Source organism: Pseudomonas sp. GCEP-101 (genome assembly GCF_025133575.1).
Lineage (GTDB): Bacteria > Pseudomonadota > Gammaproteobacteria > Pseudomonadales > Pseudomonadaceae > Pseudomonas > Pseudomonas nitroreducens_B.
On record NZ_CP104011.1, the window covers coordinates 5,747,812 to 5,762,391 of the forward strand.

The window sequence follows — 14,580 nt, forward strand, 5'->3', positions numbered from 1 at the left end:
TGACACGGATGGACCCAGTCTAGGGCAGCGCCGAGGAGTGCTGCGTCTCGTTCGACAGGATGCGCGAGGACCGCCCGAACGGCTCTGCGACGGCCATCGACGCGATACCAGGAAGGCAATCAGTTTCGATTTGGCAAAACCAAACGTCTTGAAAATCACATTTAACAAACCCATACGCCGTGCGAGTCTGCGGAAATCGTCAGCCAAATCCTTCGACATGCACCTGCTCGTTTCGCCCGCACCGCTGGAACCCGTCGCCGCCCGCAAGGCCGGCAGCGTCGTCCGCCTGCCGCGCAAACACGCCCGCTGGCTCGAACTGCAACCGCTGACCCTGCCTCTGGAACTGGCTTTCTGGGCGCTCTGGCATTGCCGCCACGCGCGCCCGCCGGATCGCACCTCTCGCTGACCGGGCACCCCGCCCGACATCGCCCGACGGAACTACGCTCAGGAGTGGCGCCACGCCGTTCTCGAACAAGACGTAGCCCGTTGCATCGCTTGCCTGCCTTCAACCCCGCGTCCCCGGCGCGGCCCTGGCCTGCAGGTCGTCAGCGCATCCGCGTGGATGCTAACGAGAGCCCCATGAATTTCGCCTCCGTGCAAGAAGCCCAGTATTTCCTGGCCCAGAACCCCGATATCGAGATGGTCGAGCTGTTCATCCTCGACGCCAACGGCGTGCCGCGCGGCAAGCTGCTGCACCGCGAGGAACTGCTCGCGGTGTACCAGTCCGGCCGCCCGCTGCCCAGCACCATCCTCGGCCTCACCGTGCACGGCGAGGATGTGGAGGATTCCGGGCTGGTATGGGACGTCGGCGATATCGACTGCCGCGCCTATCCGCTGGCCGGCAGCCTGGTGCGCCTGCCCTGGCGGCAGATTCCCACGGCCGCGGTGCAGGTCAGCATGCATCCCGAGCAGGGCAAGCCGGCGGACATCGCCGACCCGCGCCATGTGCTGATCCACGTGATCGATGGCCTCAAGGCTGCCGGCTACTATCCGGTGATGGCGTGCGAGCTGGAGTTCTACCTGCTGGATGCCAAGCGCGACGCCAACGGCCGCCCGCAGCCGGCGCTCGATGCCGACGGCGGCCGCCCGCGCGCCACCCAGGTGTACGGCCTGCGTGAACTGGAGCAGATCGAGCCGTTCCTCGCCGACCTCTACGCTGCGTGCAAGGCCCAGGGCATTCCGGCGCGCACGGCCATTTCCGAATACGCGCCGGGCCAGGTGGAAATCACCCTGGAGCACGGTGACGCGCTGCTCGCCATGGACCAGGCGGTGCGCTACAAGCGCCTGGTGAAAGGCGTGGCGCACAAGCACGGCATGCAGGCGTGCTTCATGGCCAAGCCGTTCGACGACCTGGCCGGCACCGGCATGCACATGCACGTGTCGCTGGCCGATGCCGAGGGCAACAACCTGTTCGCCAGCGAAGACCCGGCAGGCACGCCGCTGCTGCGCCAGGCGGTGGGCGGCATGCTGAAAAGCCTGCTCGACTCGCTGCTGCTGTTCTGCCCCAACGCCAATTCCTATCGCCGCTTCCAGGCCAACAGCTACGCGCCGCTGGCGCCGACCTGGGGCTGCGACAACCGCACCGTGAGCCTGCGCGTGCCTGGCGGCCCGGCCAACACCCGGCACGTGGAGCACCGCATCTGCGGCGCCGATGCCAACCCATATCTCGCTGCGGCGGCCATCCTCGCCGGCATCCACCGCGGCATCCGCGAGCAGATCGATCCGGGCGCGCCGGTGGAAGGCAATGGCTACGCCCAGGCCAAGGAACTGCTGCCCACCGACTGGCTCACCTCGCTGCGCGCGCTGGAGCGCTCCAGCTGGGCGCGCGATGCGCTGGGGCATGAGTTCCTCGGCGTCTACCTGAAGGTCAAGCAGGCCGAGTACCGCCAGTTCATGGGCGAGGTCGGCGAGCAGGACTGGCGCTGGTATCTGACGCAGGCGTGAGGGCATCGCGCGCAAGATCGAGAGCCCCTCTCCCCGGCCCTCTCCCTGAAGGGAGAGGGCCGGGGAGAGGGAAACCGAACAACGACAGGAACACCGAAATGAACGCTGCACTGAACCCCGCCACGCCCGCCCCCGAGCGCGCGAAGTCCTACTACTCCGCGAGCCTCAACGAAGAGACCAGTTACCCCACACTGCAAGGCGAGGTGAACGTCGACATCGCCATCATCGGCGGCGGCTTCACCGGCGTGGCCACCGCCGTCGAGCTGGCCGAGCGCGGCTACAAGGTCGCCATCGTCGAGACCAACAAGGTCGGCTGGGGCGCCAGCGGGCGCAACGGCGGGCAGGTCACCGGCAGCCTCTCCGGCGACGCCGCCATGAGCAAGCAGATGCGCCAGTGGCTGGGCGACGACGTCGACGATTTCATCTGGCACCTGCGCTGGCGCGGCCACGAGATCATCAAGAGCCGCGTGGAGAAATACGGCATCGCCTGCGACCTGAAGTTCGGCCACCTGCACGCGGCGATGAAGCCCTCGCACATGGACGAGCTCAAGGCCTCCTATGACGATGCCAAGCGCCGTGGCATGGGCGACGAGATCAGCCTGCTGGATGGCGCCGGCGTGCGCGCGCACCTGGAAAGCGACCTCTACTGCGGCGCCATCAAGAACACCCGCAACATGCACCTGCACCCGCTCAACCTGTGCATCGGCGAGGCCAAGGCCGCCGCCAGCCTGGGCGCGCTGATCTTCGAACACTCCGAGGTGCTGGACATCATCCACGGCCCGCGCCCGGCGGTGGTCACGTCGGGCGGGCGGATCAACGCCGCCCAGGTGATGCTGGCCGGCGACGTCTACCACAAGCTGGAGCGCAAGCAGCTCAAGGGCATGATCTTCCCGGCCATGGGCGGCATCGTCACCACCAAGCCGCTGGGCGAACTGGCCAAGCGTATCAACCCGCAGGACCTGGCGGTCTACGACTGCCGCTTCGTGCTCGACTACTACCGCATGACCGGCGACGGCCGCCTGCTGTTCGGCGGCGGTGCCAACTACTCCGGCCGCGACTCGCGCGACATCGCCGGCGAACTGCGCCCGTGCATCGAGCGCACCTTCCCGGCGCTCAAGGGCGTGGACATCGAGTTCCAGTGGAGCTGCGCCATGGGCATCGTGATGAACCGCATCCCGCAGCTGGGCAAGTTGTCGGAGAACGTCTGGTACTGCCAGGGCTATTCCGGCCACGGCGTGGCGACCACCCACATCATGGGCGAGATCATGGCCACCGCCATGACCGGCGACCTGGAGAAGTTCGACACCTTCGCCCAGTGCAAGCACATCCGCGTGCCGATGGGCGACGTGTTCGGCAACCCGATGCTGGCGGCGGGGATGTGGTACTACCAGCTGATGGAGAAGCTGCGCTGATATCCGGCTGAACTCTTCCGTAGGTGCGGGCCATGCCCGCGATGCGCCCAGGGGGCGCTGATGTAGATCAGCGCGGGGTTTCTGCTCTTGTAGGAGCGGAGCTTCTCCGCGATGCTCTTGCTCTCCGTAGGGCGAATAACGCCTCTGGCGTTATCCGCCGTATCGGGGTTAGGTGTTTCTGCGCCGCTTCGGCGTGTGCTGATAGATTTTGTTTCGCCCCCTCGGGCGAGTTACTTTCTCAAACGCCAGAAAGTAACCAAAGGGCTTGCCCCTGCATCCGATTTTTCGCTGAGGCGAAAAATCCCCTCACTCCATCGAAGTTCCAGGGGCACGCCGCGAAGGGCCATCCCTGGCCCATCGCGGCTCTCGCGGCATCCATGCCGCTCAACCCCTGAAACTCCGACTTCGTTCGGCCTCCTGAAGGGGCATTCCGGAGCGTGCGTCAGCTTCTCTGGAAGTCTTCGAGACCAGAGCGTCGCGCAATCGCTCTTCGTAGCGACCGAGGGGGCGCCTACTCCACCTTTGGCTTTGGCTCCTAAAGTCTTCCAGCGAAACATCCAAGCACTCCAAACGCCCCGTTCAGGAGGCCGAGTGGAAGCGGAGTTTCAGGGGTTGAGCGGCATGGATGTCGCGAGAGCGCTGTCGGGCCAGGGATGGCCCGTCAGCGCGGGCCCCTGAAACTTCGCTTCGACGAGGGAATTTTTCGCCTAAGCGAAAAACCGGATGCAGGGGCAAGCCCTTTGGTTACTTCTTCGGCGTTTGGAAGAAGTGACTCGCCCGAGGGGGCGAAACACAGAGTTCGAGCACACACCGAAGCGGCGCTGAATCACCCACGCCGAAGCAGCAATACATGATCAACCTGGGAGCCAAGGCAGGCGCCGGCCCTGCCGGCGGATCGCGGGCATGGCCCGCTCCTACAGGCCATGCTCCGTGCGGCTCTTCCTAGGACCGAGGGGGACGCCTACTCCACCTTTGGCTTTGGCTCCCAAAGTCTTCCAGCGAAATATCCAAGCACTCCAAACGCCCCGTTCAGGAGGCCGAGTGGAAGCGGAGTTTCAGGGGTTGAGCGACATGGATGTCGCGAGAGCGCTGTCGGGCCAGGGATGGCCCGTCAGCGCGGGCCCCTGAAACTTCGCTTCGACGAGGGAATTTTTCGCCTAGGCGAAAAACCGGATGTCCGGGGCAAGCCTTCTTGGTTACTTCTTCGGCGTTTGGAAGAAGTGACTCGCCCGAGGTGGCGAAACACAGAGCTCGAGCGCACACTGAAGCGGCGCTGAATCACCCACGCCGAAGCAGCCATACAGGATCAACCTTGGAGCCAAGGCAGACGCCGGCCCTGCCGGCGGATCGCGGGCATGGCCCGCTCCTACAGGCCATGTTCCGTGCGGCTCTTCGTAGGACCGAGGGGGACGCCTGGTCCTTGCTCGCGAACCTGCCCGGCGCCGGCCCTGCCGGCGGATCGCAGGCAGGGCCCGCTCCTACAGGCCATGTTCCGCGCGGCTCTTCGTAGGAACGAGGGGGACGCCTGGTCCTTGATCGCGAACCTGCCTAGCGCCCGCCTTGCCGGCGGGTCGCGGGCAGGGCCCGCTCCTACAGGGTTTCGGCAATCAGGGGGAACGCCCGTACCCGCAGCCACTCGACACCACCGCCCCACTCGGGGATAAAGGCTCCACTTCGCCGTATGGAGTGAGCCATGCGTTTCCCCTCGATGACCGCCCTGCGCGTGCTGGATGCCGTCGCCCGCCTGGGCAGCCTGTCCGGCGCCGCCAGCGAGCTGAGCCTGACCCGCAGCGCCGTCAGTCACCAGTTGCACAGCCTGGAAGATTGCCTGGGCATCGCCCTCACCGAGCGGGTCGGCCGCGGCATCGCGCTGACCTACCACGGCGAGTGCTTCGCCCGCGAAACCCAGCGCGCGCTGGCGATCCTCAACGAAGCGCGGCGCTTCGCCAATGCCGAGGAAGTCGCCGGCCGGCTGTGCGTCAGCTGTACGCCGGGCTTCGCCACCTACTGGCTGTGCCACCAGATCGGCAAGTTCCAGCGCGCCCACCCGCAGGTGGAGCTGAACCTGGTCTCGCCACGGGTGCCCGACGATGTCAGCGACCGCGACGTCGACCTGTTCATCGCCTATGGCGTGGGCGACTGGACCGACCTGCACGTGGAGCTGATCGCCACCCTGGACAGCTTCCCGGTGTGCAGCCCGTCGCTGATCAATGCGGTGGGCGGCCTGGACTCGCCGGAAGACCTCGCCAGCCTGCCCTTCCTGCACATGGTCGATCACTCCGACTGGCTGCTGTGGACGGCGGCGGCCGGCGTGCGCGACCTCAACGTACGCAACGGCATCGTCTTCTCGGACGCCCACCTGGTGCAGTCGGCGGCCATCGCCGGGCAAGGCGTGGCCATGGGCGATGCGCTGGTCAGTGGCGACGCCATGGCCAAGGGGCAGCTGGTGCGGTTGTTCAACGTCGCCATCGAGCCGCCCAACCGCTACTACTTCGTCACTGACCCGGCCAAGTCCGAACGCCCGGACATACGCGCCTTCAAGGCCTGGATGAGGGCCGAACTGCGAATGTCCGAGCAGTTCCGCCAGAGCGGCCGGACCGCCGTGATAGGTGAATGATTTCGAACAATGAGGGCGAAAAAACGCGATTGATGCGGAGAGGGATTTAACAATACTGCATTAAAAAAAGGCCGCTGATCTTTACCGATCCTCACCCGGCGGCCACTCGAACAAGAACAAGAAATCGAGGTAAGTGCAGTGCAGCCCCAGCCCCAACTACGTGCCATCGGTATCGGCAAGAGCTACGGCAGTTTCAACGCGCTGGACAACGTGTCCATCGACATCCGGCAGGGGGAGTTCCTCACCCTCCTCGGCCCGTCGGGCTCCGGCAAGACCACCTTCCTGATGATCCTCGCCGGGTTCCAGGACCCATCCCGCGGCACGCTCGAAGAGGGCGGCGCCGACATCACCCGGCGCCCGGCCGAGAAGCGCAATTTCGGCATGGTGTTCCAGGGCTACGCGCTGTTCCCGCACATGAGCATCGAGGACAACGTCGCCTTCCCGCTGAAGATCCGTGGCGTGAAGGCCGAGGAGCGCAACCGCCGCGTGCGCCACATGCTCGAGGTGGTGGGCCTGGGCGAACACCTGGGCAAGCGCCCCGGCGAGCTCTCCGGCGGCCAGCAGCAGCGCGTGGCCATCGCCCGCGCACTGGTGTTCGAACCGGACATGCTGCTGCTCGACGAACCCCTCTCGGCACTGGACAAGAACCTGCGCGAGCAGTTGCAGGCCGAACTGCAACGCATCCACCGCCAGGTCGGCACCACCTTCGTCTTCGTCACCCACGACCAGAACGAAGCCCTTGCCCTCTCCACCCGCATCGCCATCTTCAACCGTGGCCAACTGGCCCAGGTCGACGACCCGCAGACCATCTACAACCAACCCAGCAATCGCTTCGTCGCCGAATTCCTCGGCAAGATGAACCTGTTCCCGCTGAGCCAGGTGGGCCGCGCCGGCGAACTGGCCTGCGGTCGCTTCGGCGACGCCGAGCTGCGCGCCGGCTATTCCAACGCCGTGCAGGCCGACGCGCCGCTGCTGGCGGTGCGCCCGGAGCACATGCAGCTGCACAGCGCCCCGCCGCAGGTGAACGGCCACAACGTGGTGCAGGCCGTGCTCACCGCCAAGACCTACCAGGGCGCCAGCACCGAGCTGTGCCTGGGCGCCGGCGTCGAGGGCAAGCAACCCATGAGCCTGGCCGTGCACGCCGACCACCAGGCGTCGCGCCTGGAACAGGGCGCGAAGGTCTGGCTGAGCTGGCCCATCGAGAAAAGCCTGCTGATCGCCTGAGTCGCCGCAAGCATTCGTCCCCTTTTCGCCATCCCACCCGATCGGGAGCTGCCCCCATGTTCAATCCGCACCAGCAAGACTGCATCGAAGTCCTCATCGAAAAGACCCGCCGCGGGCAGATCGACCGCCGCACCTTCCTCAAGGGAATGGGCCTGATGGCCGCCCTGCCGCTGGCGTTGCGCAGCGGCGTGAGCTTTGCCGCCGGCGACAAGCCGCTGGTGGTGGTGAACTGGGGCGGCGACGCGATCAAGGCGTTCGGCAAGGCCTGGACCGAGGGCTTCTCCAAGGCCACCGGCATCCCCACCAAGATCGACGGCAGCGGCCCCACCGAGGGCGCCATCCGCACCCAGCTCTCCAGCGGCCGGGTCAGCTGGGACGTGGTCGACGCGGAAAGCTCGGTCCTGCAGATACTCGGCAAGGAAGGCCTGGTGCAGCCCATCGACTACAACGTCGTCTCCAAGGACAAGGTGCTGCCCGGCTTCGCCTACGAATACGGCATCGCCAACTACATGCTCAGCTATGTGATCGCCTACGACAGCGAGCGCTTCGGCGACAAGGCGCCCACGACCTGGGCGGACTTCTGGGACGTCAAGACCTTCCCCGGCAAGCGCACCCTCTACAAGTGGATGAACGGCATGCTGGAGGCCGCCCTGCTGGCCGACGGCGTCACGCCGGACAAGCTCTACCCGCTGGATGTGCCGCGCGCGCTGAAGAAGATCGAAGAGCTCAAGCCCCACGTCCTTTCCTTCTGGGGCTCGGGCGCGGAAACCCAGCAGTTGCTGATCGAGGGCGAGGTCTCCATGGGCGCCATCTGGAACACCCGCGCCCAGGTGATCACCGAGGACAGCGAGGGCCGCATCAAGTGGACCTTCGACAATGCCCTGCTGGGCTGCAGCAACTGGGGCGTGCTCAAGGGCAACCCGGCGGGCACCGAGGCGGCCATGAAGTTCATCGCCTACGCCCAGGACCCGCAGTCCCAGGTGGAGCTGTTCAAGATGTTCGGCAACGGCCCGGCCAACCCCGCCGCCGCCGCGCTGATCCCGGACGACCGCAAGCACCTGAACTGCACGGATCCTGCGAACCTGCCCAAGCAGGTGATGCTCAGCCACGAGTGGTACACCGACCACTACGGGGCGACCCTGGAGCAGTACCTGACCCACATTTCCAAGTGACGCGGAGCGCAGGTCATGGCCGATAACGCCCCCTCGCGGCTCAAGCTGGGCGCCCTGCTGCTGCCGCTGCCGGTCGTGCTGATCGTGTTCTACGTGCTGCCCTTCCTCGGCGTGCTCGGCTGGAGCGTGACCCTCCCGGAGCCGGGGATCGAGCAGTACCAGCGGATCATCACCGACCCGGCGATCCACGACGTGCTCTGGCGGACCTTCCGCCTGTGCACCACGGTCAGCGTGATATCCCTGCTGATCGCCTACCTGATGGCCTACTGCTGGGTCTACAGCCCGCCATTCTGGCAGCGCGTGGTGGAAATCTGCGTGTTCATCCCGTTCTGGCTGTCGGTGCTGGTGCGCGCCTTCGGCTGGCTGATCGCCCTGCGCAGCAACGGTCTGCTCAACGACTGGCTGCAGTATCTGGGCATCACCAGCGAGCCGTTGCAGCTGACCCGCAACGAGCTGGGCGTGGTGATCGGCATGGTCCATTTCATGGTGCCCTTCGCGCTGTTCCCGCTGGTATCCACCATGCGCCGCCTCGACCCGCGCGTGCTGCTCGCCGCGCGCGGCCTGGGCGCCGGGCAGCTGCGCACCTTCTGGAGCATCTTCGTGCCGCAGACCATCCCCGGCATCCTGGGCGCCTTCATCATCGTCTTCGTGTTCTGCCTGGGCTTCTTCATCACCCCGGCGATCCTTGGCGGCGGGCAGACGGTGATGGTGGCCGAGTACGTCTACCTGCAGATGTTCCAGACCAGCAACTGGGGCCTGGGCGCGGCGCTCTCGGTAGTGCTGCTGGCGCTGGTCAGCGGGATGATCTGGGCGCTGCTGCGCATGACCCGCGTCGACAAGCTGGTGGGATAAGGAGCGGCATTCATGAATTCGCACGAAACCAAGGCACCGAGCCGCCTGCTGGCGACCCTGGCGATGATCTTCATGGTCTTCCCGCTGTTGGCGGTGATCCCGGTGTCCTTCACCGGCAAGCGCTTTCTGTCGATGCCCAACGGCAACTGGTCGCTGCGCCACTACCAGGCGCTGCTGGACAGCCCCGAATGGCTCTCGGCGATCGGCCAGAGCCTGATCGTCGCCACCGCCACCTGCATCATCGCGACCGCACTGGCGGTGAGCTTCAGCCTCGGCATCTGGTACCTGCGCTCGCGCCTGGCCACCCTGCTGATCGGCCTGGTGCTGCTGCCGATGGCGATCCCGCCGATGATCTCGGCGATGGTCCTGTACTTCATGGAAACCAAGGTCAGCCAGTTCGCCCCCGGCCTGGGCTACGACACCCTGTTCGGCCTGACCATCGCGCACATCGTGATGGTCGTGCCCTACGGCGTGGTGACCATGCTGGTGGCGCTGAGCCAACTGGACCGGCGCATCGAACTGGCCGCCCGCAACCTCGGCGCGAGCCTCGGCCAGACCACCTTCCTGGTGGTGCTGCCGAACCTCAAGCTGGGCGTAGCGAGCACGGCGCTGCTGTGTTTTGCGCTCTCCTGGGAAGAGATCGCGGTGACCCTGTTCGTCACCAGCACCGAGGTGAACACCCTGCCGCGGCAGATCTGGTCCGGCCTGCGCGACAACATCGACCCGGCCGTGGCGGCCATCTCGGTGGTGCTGATCGCCCTGACCTTCGTTGCGCTGGTGGGACGGATGATCGCCCAGCGCATCGCCGCACGGCCGGCGGGAAGCTGAGACGCCCCCTGTAGGAGCGGGCCACGCCCGCGACCTGCCTCAAACCAGCTCGTGAGGGAAAATACCGGTAGGCGCAACTGTCTTTCTCTGAAAGTCCGTGCCTGGGATGTTCCCTCTCCCTAACCCTCTCCCTGAAGGGAGAGGGGATTGGATCATTGCCGGCTGAAACTGCGGCGTCAGCCGGCTCGGATGGCTCCCTCTCCCTTTGGAGCGGGCGCGCAGCCAGGGCGGAGGGAGATGGCTGACGCCAGCGCAGGACTACCCAGGTAGGAGCGGACCTTGTCCGCGAAATCCGCGGCAGCGAAATCGGCAGGTCCCGATGTCAGCGCCGGCCCCGCCGACGGATCGCGGGCATGGCCCGCTCCTACACCGGCCGCATGAGGCGGATCACTCCGCCTTCTTGCGAATCCAGTACAGGTAGGTACCCGCCTCTTCCTGCTGTTCCACCAGCTCGTGGCCGAGGAAGACGCAGAACTTGGGAATGTCGCGGCGGGTGGACGGGTCGGTGGCAATCACCTTGAGCAGGCCGCCGGCCGGCAGGTCGCGCACCTTGTTGTGCAGCATCATGACCGGCTCGGGGCAGTTCAGGCCGGTGGCGTCGAGGATCGCATCGACAGGCTGGGACATTACGTCACTCCAGAAAAATCAATGGCGCATTGTCGCGCAAAGGGCACCGTGCGGTCACCCCGCGTCCGTCCGGGTCACCGAACCTTGGTTGGGGGTGGGCGCGGCGGGCACCGGGCATGCTGGCGCATCCGCCCTCTCCTGCATGGAATGCCGATGCGCGCCCTCCTCTGCCTGTGCCTTGCGCTCCTTGCCGGCTGCGCCGCCCGCGACCAGGTTCCCGACTTCAATGCCAGCGCCGGCCAGGACCTGCCAGCCACCTGGTTCGAGGCGGTAATCACCGCCCGCGACGGCACGAAGCTCTCCGCCACCGTGTTCCAACCGGCGCTGAAAGCCGGCGAGAGCGCCCCGCTGATCGTCCACACACACGGCTGGGGCGGCTGGCGGGTCACCGGGCCGGACGGCTACTACGGCAAGAACATGATGTCCGGCCGCGCCGCGCTGCGCGCCTGGAAGGCCGGCTTCTGGGTGGTCAGCTACGACCAGCGCGGCTGGGGCGGCAGCGACGGGCGCATCGAGATGATGAACCCGCAGTTCGAGGTGCAGGACGCCAGCGCGGTGATCGACTGGGCCGCGACGCACCTGGCCCGGCTGACCCTGGACGGCCCGAACGACCCGCGCGTGGGCATGCTCGGCGAAAGCTACGGCGGCGCCGTGCAACTGCTGGCCTCGGCGGAGGACCCGCGCATCGACGCCATCGTCCCCATCGCCACCTGGTACGACCTGGCCGACGCCCTGGCGCCGGACGGCCAGCTGAAGATCGGCTGGGGCGGCGTGCTGGTCAGCCTGGGCCTGGCCACCGGCTACGATCTGGGCAAGTTCGTCCAGGCCGACTACCTGCACACCACCGGCGGCCGCATGACCGCGCCGGTGCAGGCCGAACTGCACGCCAACAGCCTCGCCAGCTACTGCGCGGCCGGCCGCCTGCCCCATGCCGACGCCCTGCTGATCCAGGGCCTGCGCGACACGCTGTTCCCGCTGGACCAGGGCCTGCAGATCCGCCAGTGCCTGAAACAGGGGCCGGCCGACGTGCGCCTGCTGGGCATGCAGGGCGGGCACATCCTGCCGCCGCCCTTGCAGGCGTGGAGCGGCTTGCCGCCGTTCAACAACGAGCCGGTGATCCACTGCGGCTCGCGGGCGATCAACCTCTACACCGGCATCGTCGCCTGGTACGAGGAAAAGCTGCGCAAGCGCCCCGGCGCCGCCGACGGCGTGCCGGACCTGTGCATCAGCCTCGACCTGGACCAGGGCGTGGCGCTGGACGACCTGCCGCCGCCCGGGCCCACCGTGGCGCTGCCGGCCACCGCCCTCCGCCCGGCGGTCAGCGGCCTGCTGCAGCCTTCGCGATTCGTTCCCTTGCAGCGCGTCAGCGAACCGAGCGCGTTGCTCGGCAGCGCTCAGGTGCGCCTCGACCAGCCGCTGGCCGAACGCCCGGATACGCAGGTGTTCGCCGCCCTGGCGATCCGTAGCGCCGACGGCCGCACCCGGCGTCTGGACGAGCAGGTGAAACCGCTGGCGAACCGGGGCAGCACGCGGCTGAACGCCGTCAGCGCCAGCCTCGCGCCGGGGGATGAGATTGGATTGCTGGTGAGCGGCTTCAGCGGCCAGTACCTGTTCAACAGCTCCTGGCGCTTTTCCTCAGTGGAATTGCAGGGGGAGGTGCAACTGCCCAGCCTCGTGCCGCTGCAGCCTCGCGTCGCCGCACGCCGCTGACCCCTCTGCCGTGCGGTTCGCGAGCACGCTCGCTCCTACAGGTGAGCGCCGGTGCGCTCTTCGTAGGAGCGAGCTTGCTCGCGAACAAAGCCGCAGCCGCTCGTCCCAGAGAAACGACTAGCGCAACGGCCCATCCGGCGCCTCGTCCAACTGCGCCAGCAGCATGGGCTGGCCATCGCCGTCGGCGGGCAGCAACGCCCACTGTTCCTTCTTGCCCAGGCGCCGGTAGCTCTGCTTCACCTGGCTACCCAGCGGCAGGGGCGCCTTGAAGTGCGCGTCCAGGCGCACGTTCTCGGCCAGGCGGCGGCCGGTCAGGCTGCGCGCCAGGCCCCACATGCCGTGGGCGAAGGGCTTGCCGAAGCCATAGTGTGAGGCCATCAGCCGCGACAGGTGCAGCGGGTTGAAGTCGCCACTCAGGCCGGCGTAGCGCCAGCCGACGATCTTCGGCACGCGCCACTGCACGCCGGCATGCACCGGCGCTTCCAAGGTGTGCCACTGGGCGCGCTCGGGCAGCGGGTCCGGCGCGCTGCCGGCATCGAGGAAGTCGCCCCGGCGCAGGTAGGTGGTGATGGACTGCCAGTAGAGCATGTCGTGATGCCAGGCCTCGGTGACCACGTCCACCTCCAGGCCCAGCTCGTTGCGGCGGCTGGTGAGGATGCGGCAATCGAACTGCAGCGGCTCGTGTTCGTCGAGCAGGCGGTAGCGCTGGATGTGGCTGCGCAGGTGGATCAGCCCCACCACCGATAGCGGCATGCGCGAGCGGCTGAGCAGGCGCAGGTGCAGCGGCAGGCTGATCACCTGCGGGTAGAGCAGCGGTACGCCCAGCGCCGGGTCGAGGCCGAAGTGCTGGCGGTACGCGCGCAGGTGGCGCAGGTCGAAGGTCAGGGTGCGGCTGTCCATCGCCAGGTAGGGCACGCGCTCGCCCTGGCCAAGGCCACGGCGCGGCAGCAACATGCGGCTGTAACTGCCCAGCAGCGAGGGCAACTTTCGCTTCACGAACGGCTCCGGGTGAATTCGCGCCGCCTAGCATGGGCAATGCCGGGCGACGCGACAAGCCACCAAAGGTCGGGTGGCGCTGCCAGGCGCGTGGGGGTCGCTAGCGCTCGCCCTTCTCGATGCGGCGCAGGTGGCAGGTCACTTCCTCGCGGTCGTGGTAAAGCTGCTTGCAGCCGATCTGCACCTTCAGCCCGCGCTCGCGGAAGGCCTCTTCCAGGCGATCGAGGATGCGCCGCACCTCGGCGTAGCGCTGTTTCATCGGCAACTTCAGGTTGACGATGGCCTCGCGGCACAGGCCTTCGCCGATCCAGGTTTCGATCATCGCGCCGGTGCGCGCGGGCTTCTCGACGATGTCGCAGACCATCCAGTCCATGCGCTGGCGCGGGCGGAAGGCGTAGCCGTCGACACGCTGGTGCTCGACCAGCCCGGAATACATCAGGTTCTCCGCCATCGGCCCGTTGTCCACGGCGACCACGCGCATCTCCCGATTCACCAGCTGCCAGGTCCAGCCACCGGGCGATGCGCCCAGGTCCACGGCGAGCATGTCCGGCGCCAGGCGGCGGTCCCAGTCGGCGCGGGGGATGAAGTGGTGCCAGGCCTCCTCCAGCTTCAGCGTCGAGCGGCTGGGCGCCTCGCGGGGGAACTTCAGGCGCGGAATGCCCATCGGCCACATGGCGCAATTGCGCGACTCGGCCAGGCCGATGAAAGCCTCGCGACCGGAGCGGAAGGTCAGCAACAGGCGCGGCAGGCTCGGGTCTTCCACCAGCTTGCCGGCTTTCACCAGCGCGGCGCGCAGCGGCTTCTCGAACTTGCGGCAGAAGGTCGACAGCTCCTTGCCATCGTTGGTGTCGAACACCTCCAGCCAGAGGCTGCCGCACGCCGGAAAACCGGCCAGGGCCTCGAGGATCGCACCGATGCGGTCCGTTTCCGGCAGCGCGGTGAAGCCGTTCCCGCGCGCCCACTGGCGCGGGAAGATCAGCTCGGCGAAGCGCAGCTGGCGCATCAGGCGCTCGGCGCCGTCGTCCTCGGCGCAGATGAACTCGGCGTAGGCAGTCGCCGGCTTGGCCCGGGCGTAGCCGGGGATGTCCAGGCGCGCGGCGTGTTCGGACAGCTCGGCGCAGACCTCGCTCTCGAAGCCCGGACGGCAGTGCAGTAAGAGGGTATTCATCGGGGTGTCTCCTTGGCCGCGCACTATAGA

The 14,580-nt window shown here is 67.1% G+C and carries 12 protein-coding genes; 9 read left to right on the forward strand and 3 right to left on the reverse strand.

Annotation, left to right across the window (positions count from 1 at the left end; genetic code table 11):
- The first annotated feature begins 217 nt into the window (after positions 1 to 217).
- From N0B71_RS25895 to N0B71_RS25930, 8 genes are all read left to right on the forward strand, one after another.
- On the forward strand, positions 218 to 406 hold the full coding sequence (locus N0B71_RS25895; protein WP_259755837.1) for a hypothetical protein: 189 nt from the start codon (positions 218 to 220) through the stop codon (positions 404 to 406).
- 173 nt (positions 407 to 579) lie between these two features.
- The gene (locus N0B71_RS25900; protein WP_259755838.1) at positions 580 to 1,944 is read left to right on the forward strand and encodes a glutamine synthetase family protein; all 1,365 of its coding nucleotides are present in this window, start codon (positions 580 to 582) and stop codon (positions 1,942 to 1,944) included.
- A 98-nt stretch (positions 1,945 to 2,042) separates the two neighbouring features.
- Positions 2,043 to 3,356 (forward strand): NAD(P)/FAD-dependent oxidoreductase, encoded by a 1,314-nt coding sequence (locus tag N0B71_RS25905; RefSeq protein ID WP_259755840.1) that lies wholly within the window; start codon positions 2,043 to 2,045, stop codon positions 3,354 to 3,356.
- Between the two features lie 1,693 nt (positions 3,357 to 5,049).
- The gene (locus tag N0B71_RS25910; protein WP_259755842.1) at positions 5,050 to 5,973 is read left to right on the forward strand and encodes a LysR substrate-binding domain-containing protein; all 924 of its coding nucleotides are present in this window, start codon (positions 5,050 to 5,052) and stop codon (positions 5,971 to 5,973) included.
- A gap of 138 nt (positions 5,974 to 6,111) precedes the next feature.
- Positions 6,112 to 7,197 carry an ABC transporter ATP-binding protein gene (locus tag N0B71_RS25915; RefSeq protein WP_259755843.1) on the forward strand — a complete coding sequence of 362 codons (1,086 nt, stop codon included), beginning with the start codon at positions 6,112 to 6,114 and terminating at the stop codon, positions 7,195 to 7,197.
- Positions 7,198 to 7,253: 56 nt separating this feature from the next.
- Positions 7,254 to 8,369, forward strand: a complete 1,116-nt coding sequence (locus tag N0B71_RS25920; protein WP_259755844.1) for an ABC transporter substrate-binding protein — start codon at positions 7,254 to 7,256, stop codon at positions 8,367 to 8,369.
- 15 nt (positions 8,370 to 8,384) lie between these two features.
- The gene (locus N0B71_RS25925; protein WP_259755845.1) at positions 8,385 to 9,221 is read left to right on the forward strand and encodes an ABC transporter permease; all 837 of its coding nucleotides are present in this window, start codon (positions 8,385 to 8,387) and stop codon (positions 9,219 to 9,221) included.
- A gap of 12 nt (positions 9,222 to 9,233) precedes the next feature.
- Positions 9,234 to 10,049, forward strand: coding sequence for an ABC transporter permease (locus N0B71_RS25930; protein WP_259755847.1), 816 nt, complete (start codon positions 9,234 to 9,236; stop codon positions 10,047 to 10,049).
- A 387-nt stretch (positions 10,050 to 10,436) separates the two neighbouring features.
- Here the strand turns inward: N0B71_RS25930 and tusA are convergent, their stop codons facing one another.
- Positions 10,437 to 10,676, reverse strand: a complete 240-nt coding sequence (tusA, locus tag N0B71_RS25935; RefSeq protein WP_015477744.1) for a sulfurtransferase TusA — start codon at positions 10,674 to 10,676, stop codon at positions 10,437 to 10,439.
- Between the two features lie 153 nt (positions 10,677 to 10,829).
- Between tusA and N0B71_RS25940 the strand changes: the two genes are divergently transcribed.
- The gene (locus N0B71_RS25940; RefSeq protein WP_259755849.1) at positions 10,830 to 12,386 is read left to right on the forward strand and encodes an alpha/beta hydrolase; all 1,557 of its coding nucleotides are present in this window, start codon (positions 10,830 to 10,832) and stop codon (positions 12,384 to 12,386) included.
- 117 nt (positions 12,387 to 12,503) lie between these two features.
- Here the strand turns inward: N0B71_RS25940 and N0B71_RS25945 are convergent, their stop codons facing one another.
- Together N0B71_RS25945 and rlmM are read right to left on the reverse strand one after the other, a co-directional pair.
- Positions 12,504 to 13,382 (reverse strand): MaoC family dehydratase, encoded by an 879-nt coding sequence (locus tag N0B71_RS25945; RefSeq protein ID WP_259755851.1) that lies wholly within the window; start codon positions 13,380 to 13,382, stop codon positions 12,504 to 12,506.
- 100 nt (positions 13,383 to 13,482) lie between these two features.
- Complete coding sequence (gene rlmM / locus N0B71_RS25950; protein WP_259755852.1) at positions 13,483 to 14,550, reverse strand: 23S rRNA (cytidine(2498)-2'-O)-methyltransferase RlmM; 1,068 nt, start codon at positions 14,548 to 14,550, stop codon at positions 13,483 to 13,485.
- Positions 14,551 to 14,580 lie beyond the last annotated feature (30 nt).

Excerpts from the sequence above, each read along its gene's own strand:
- N0B71_RS25895 (WP_259755837.1), top strand. The coding sequence starts at position 218 with ATGCACCTGCTCGTTTCGCCCGCACCGCTGGAACCCGTCGCCGCCCGC.
- N0B71_RS25900 (WP_259755838.1), top strand. The coding sequence starts at position 580 with ATGAATTTCGCCTCCGTGCAAGAAGCCCAGTATTTCCTGGCCCAGAAC.
- N0B71_RS25905 (WP_259755840.1), top strand. The coding sequence starts at position 2,043 with ATGAACGCTGCACTGAACCCCGCCACGCCCGCCCCCGAGCGCGCGAAG.
- N0B71_RS25910 (WP_259755842.1), top strand. The coding sequence starts at position 5,050 with ATGCGTTTCCCCTCGATGACCGCCCTGCGCGTGCTGGATGCCGTCGCC.
- N0B71_RS25920 (WP_259755844.1), top strand. The coding sequence starts at position 7,254 with ATGTTCAATCCGCACCAGCAAGACTGCATCGAAGTCCTCATCGAAAAG.
- N0B71_RS25925 (WP_259755845.1), top strand. The coding sequence starts at position 8,385 with ATGGCCGATAACGCCCCCTCGCGGCTCAAGCTGGGCGCCCTGCTGCTG.
- N0B71_RS25930 (WP_259755847.1), top strand. The coding sequence starts at position 9,234 with ATGAATTCGCACGAAACCAAGGCACCGAGCCGCCTGCTGGCGACCCTG.
- tusA (WP_015477744.1), bottom strand. The coding sequence starts at position 10,676 with ATGTCCCAGCCTGTCGATGCGATCCTCGACGCCACCGGCCTGAACTGC.
- N0B71_RS25940 (WP_259755849.1), top strand. The coding sequence starts at position 10,830 with ATGCGCGCCCTCCTCTGCCTGTGCCTTGCGCTCCTTGCCGGCTGCGCC.
- rlmM (WP_259755852.1), bottom strand. The coding sequence starts at position 14,550 with ATGAATACCCTCTTACTGCACTGCCGTCCGGGCTTCGAGAGCGAGGTC.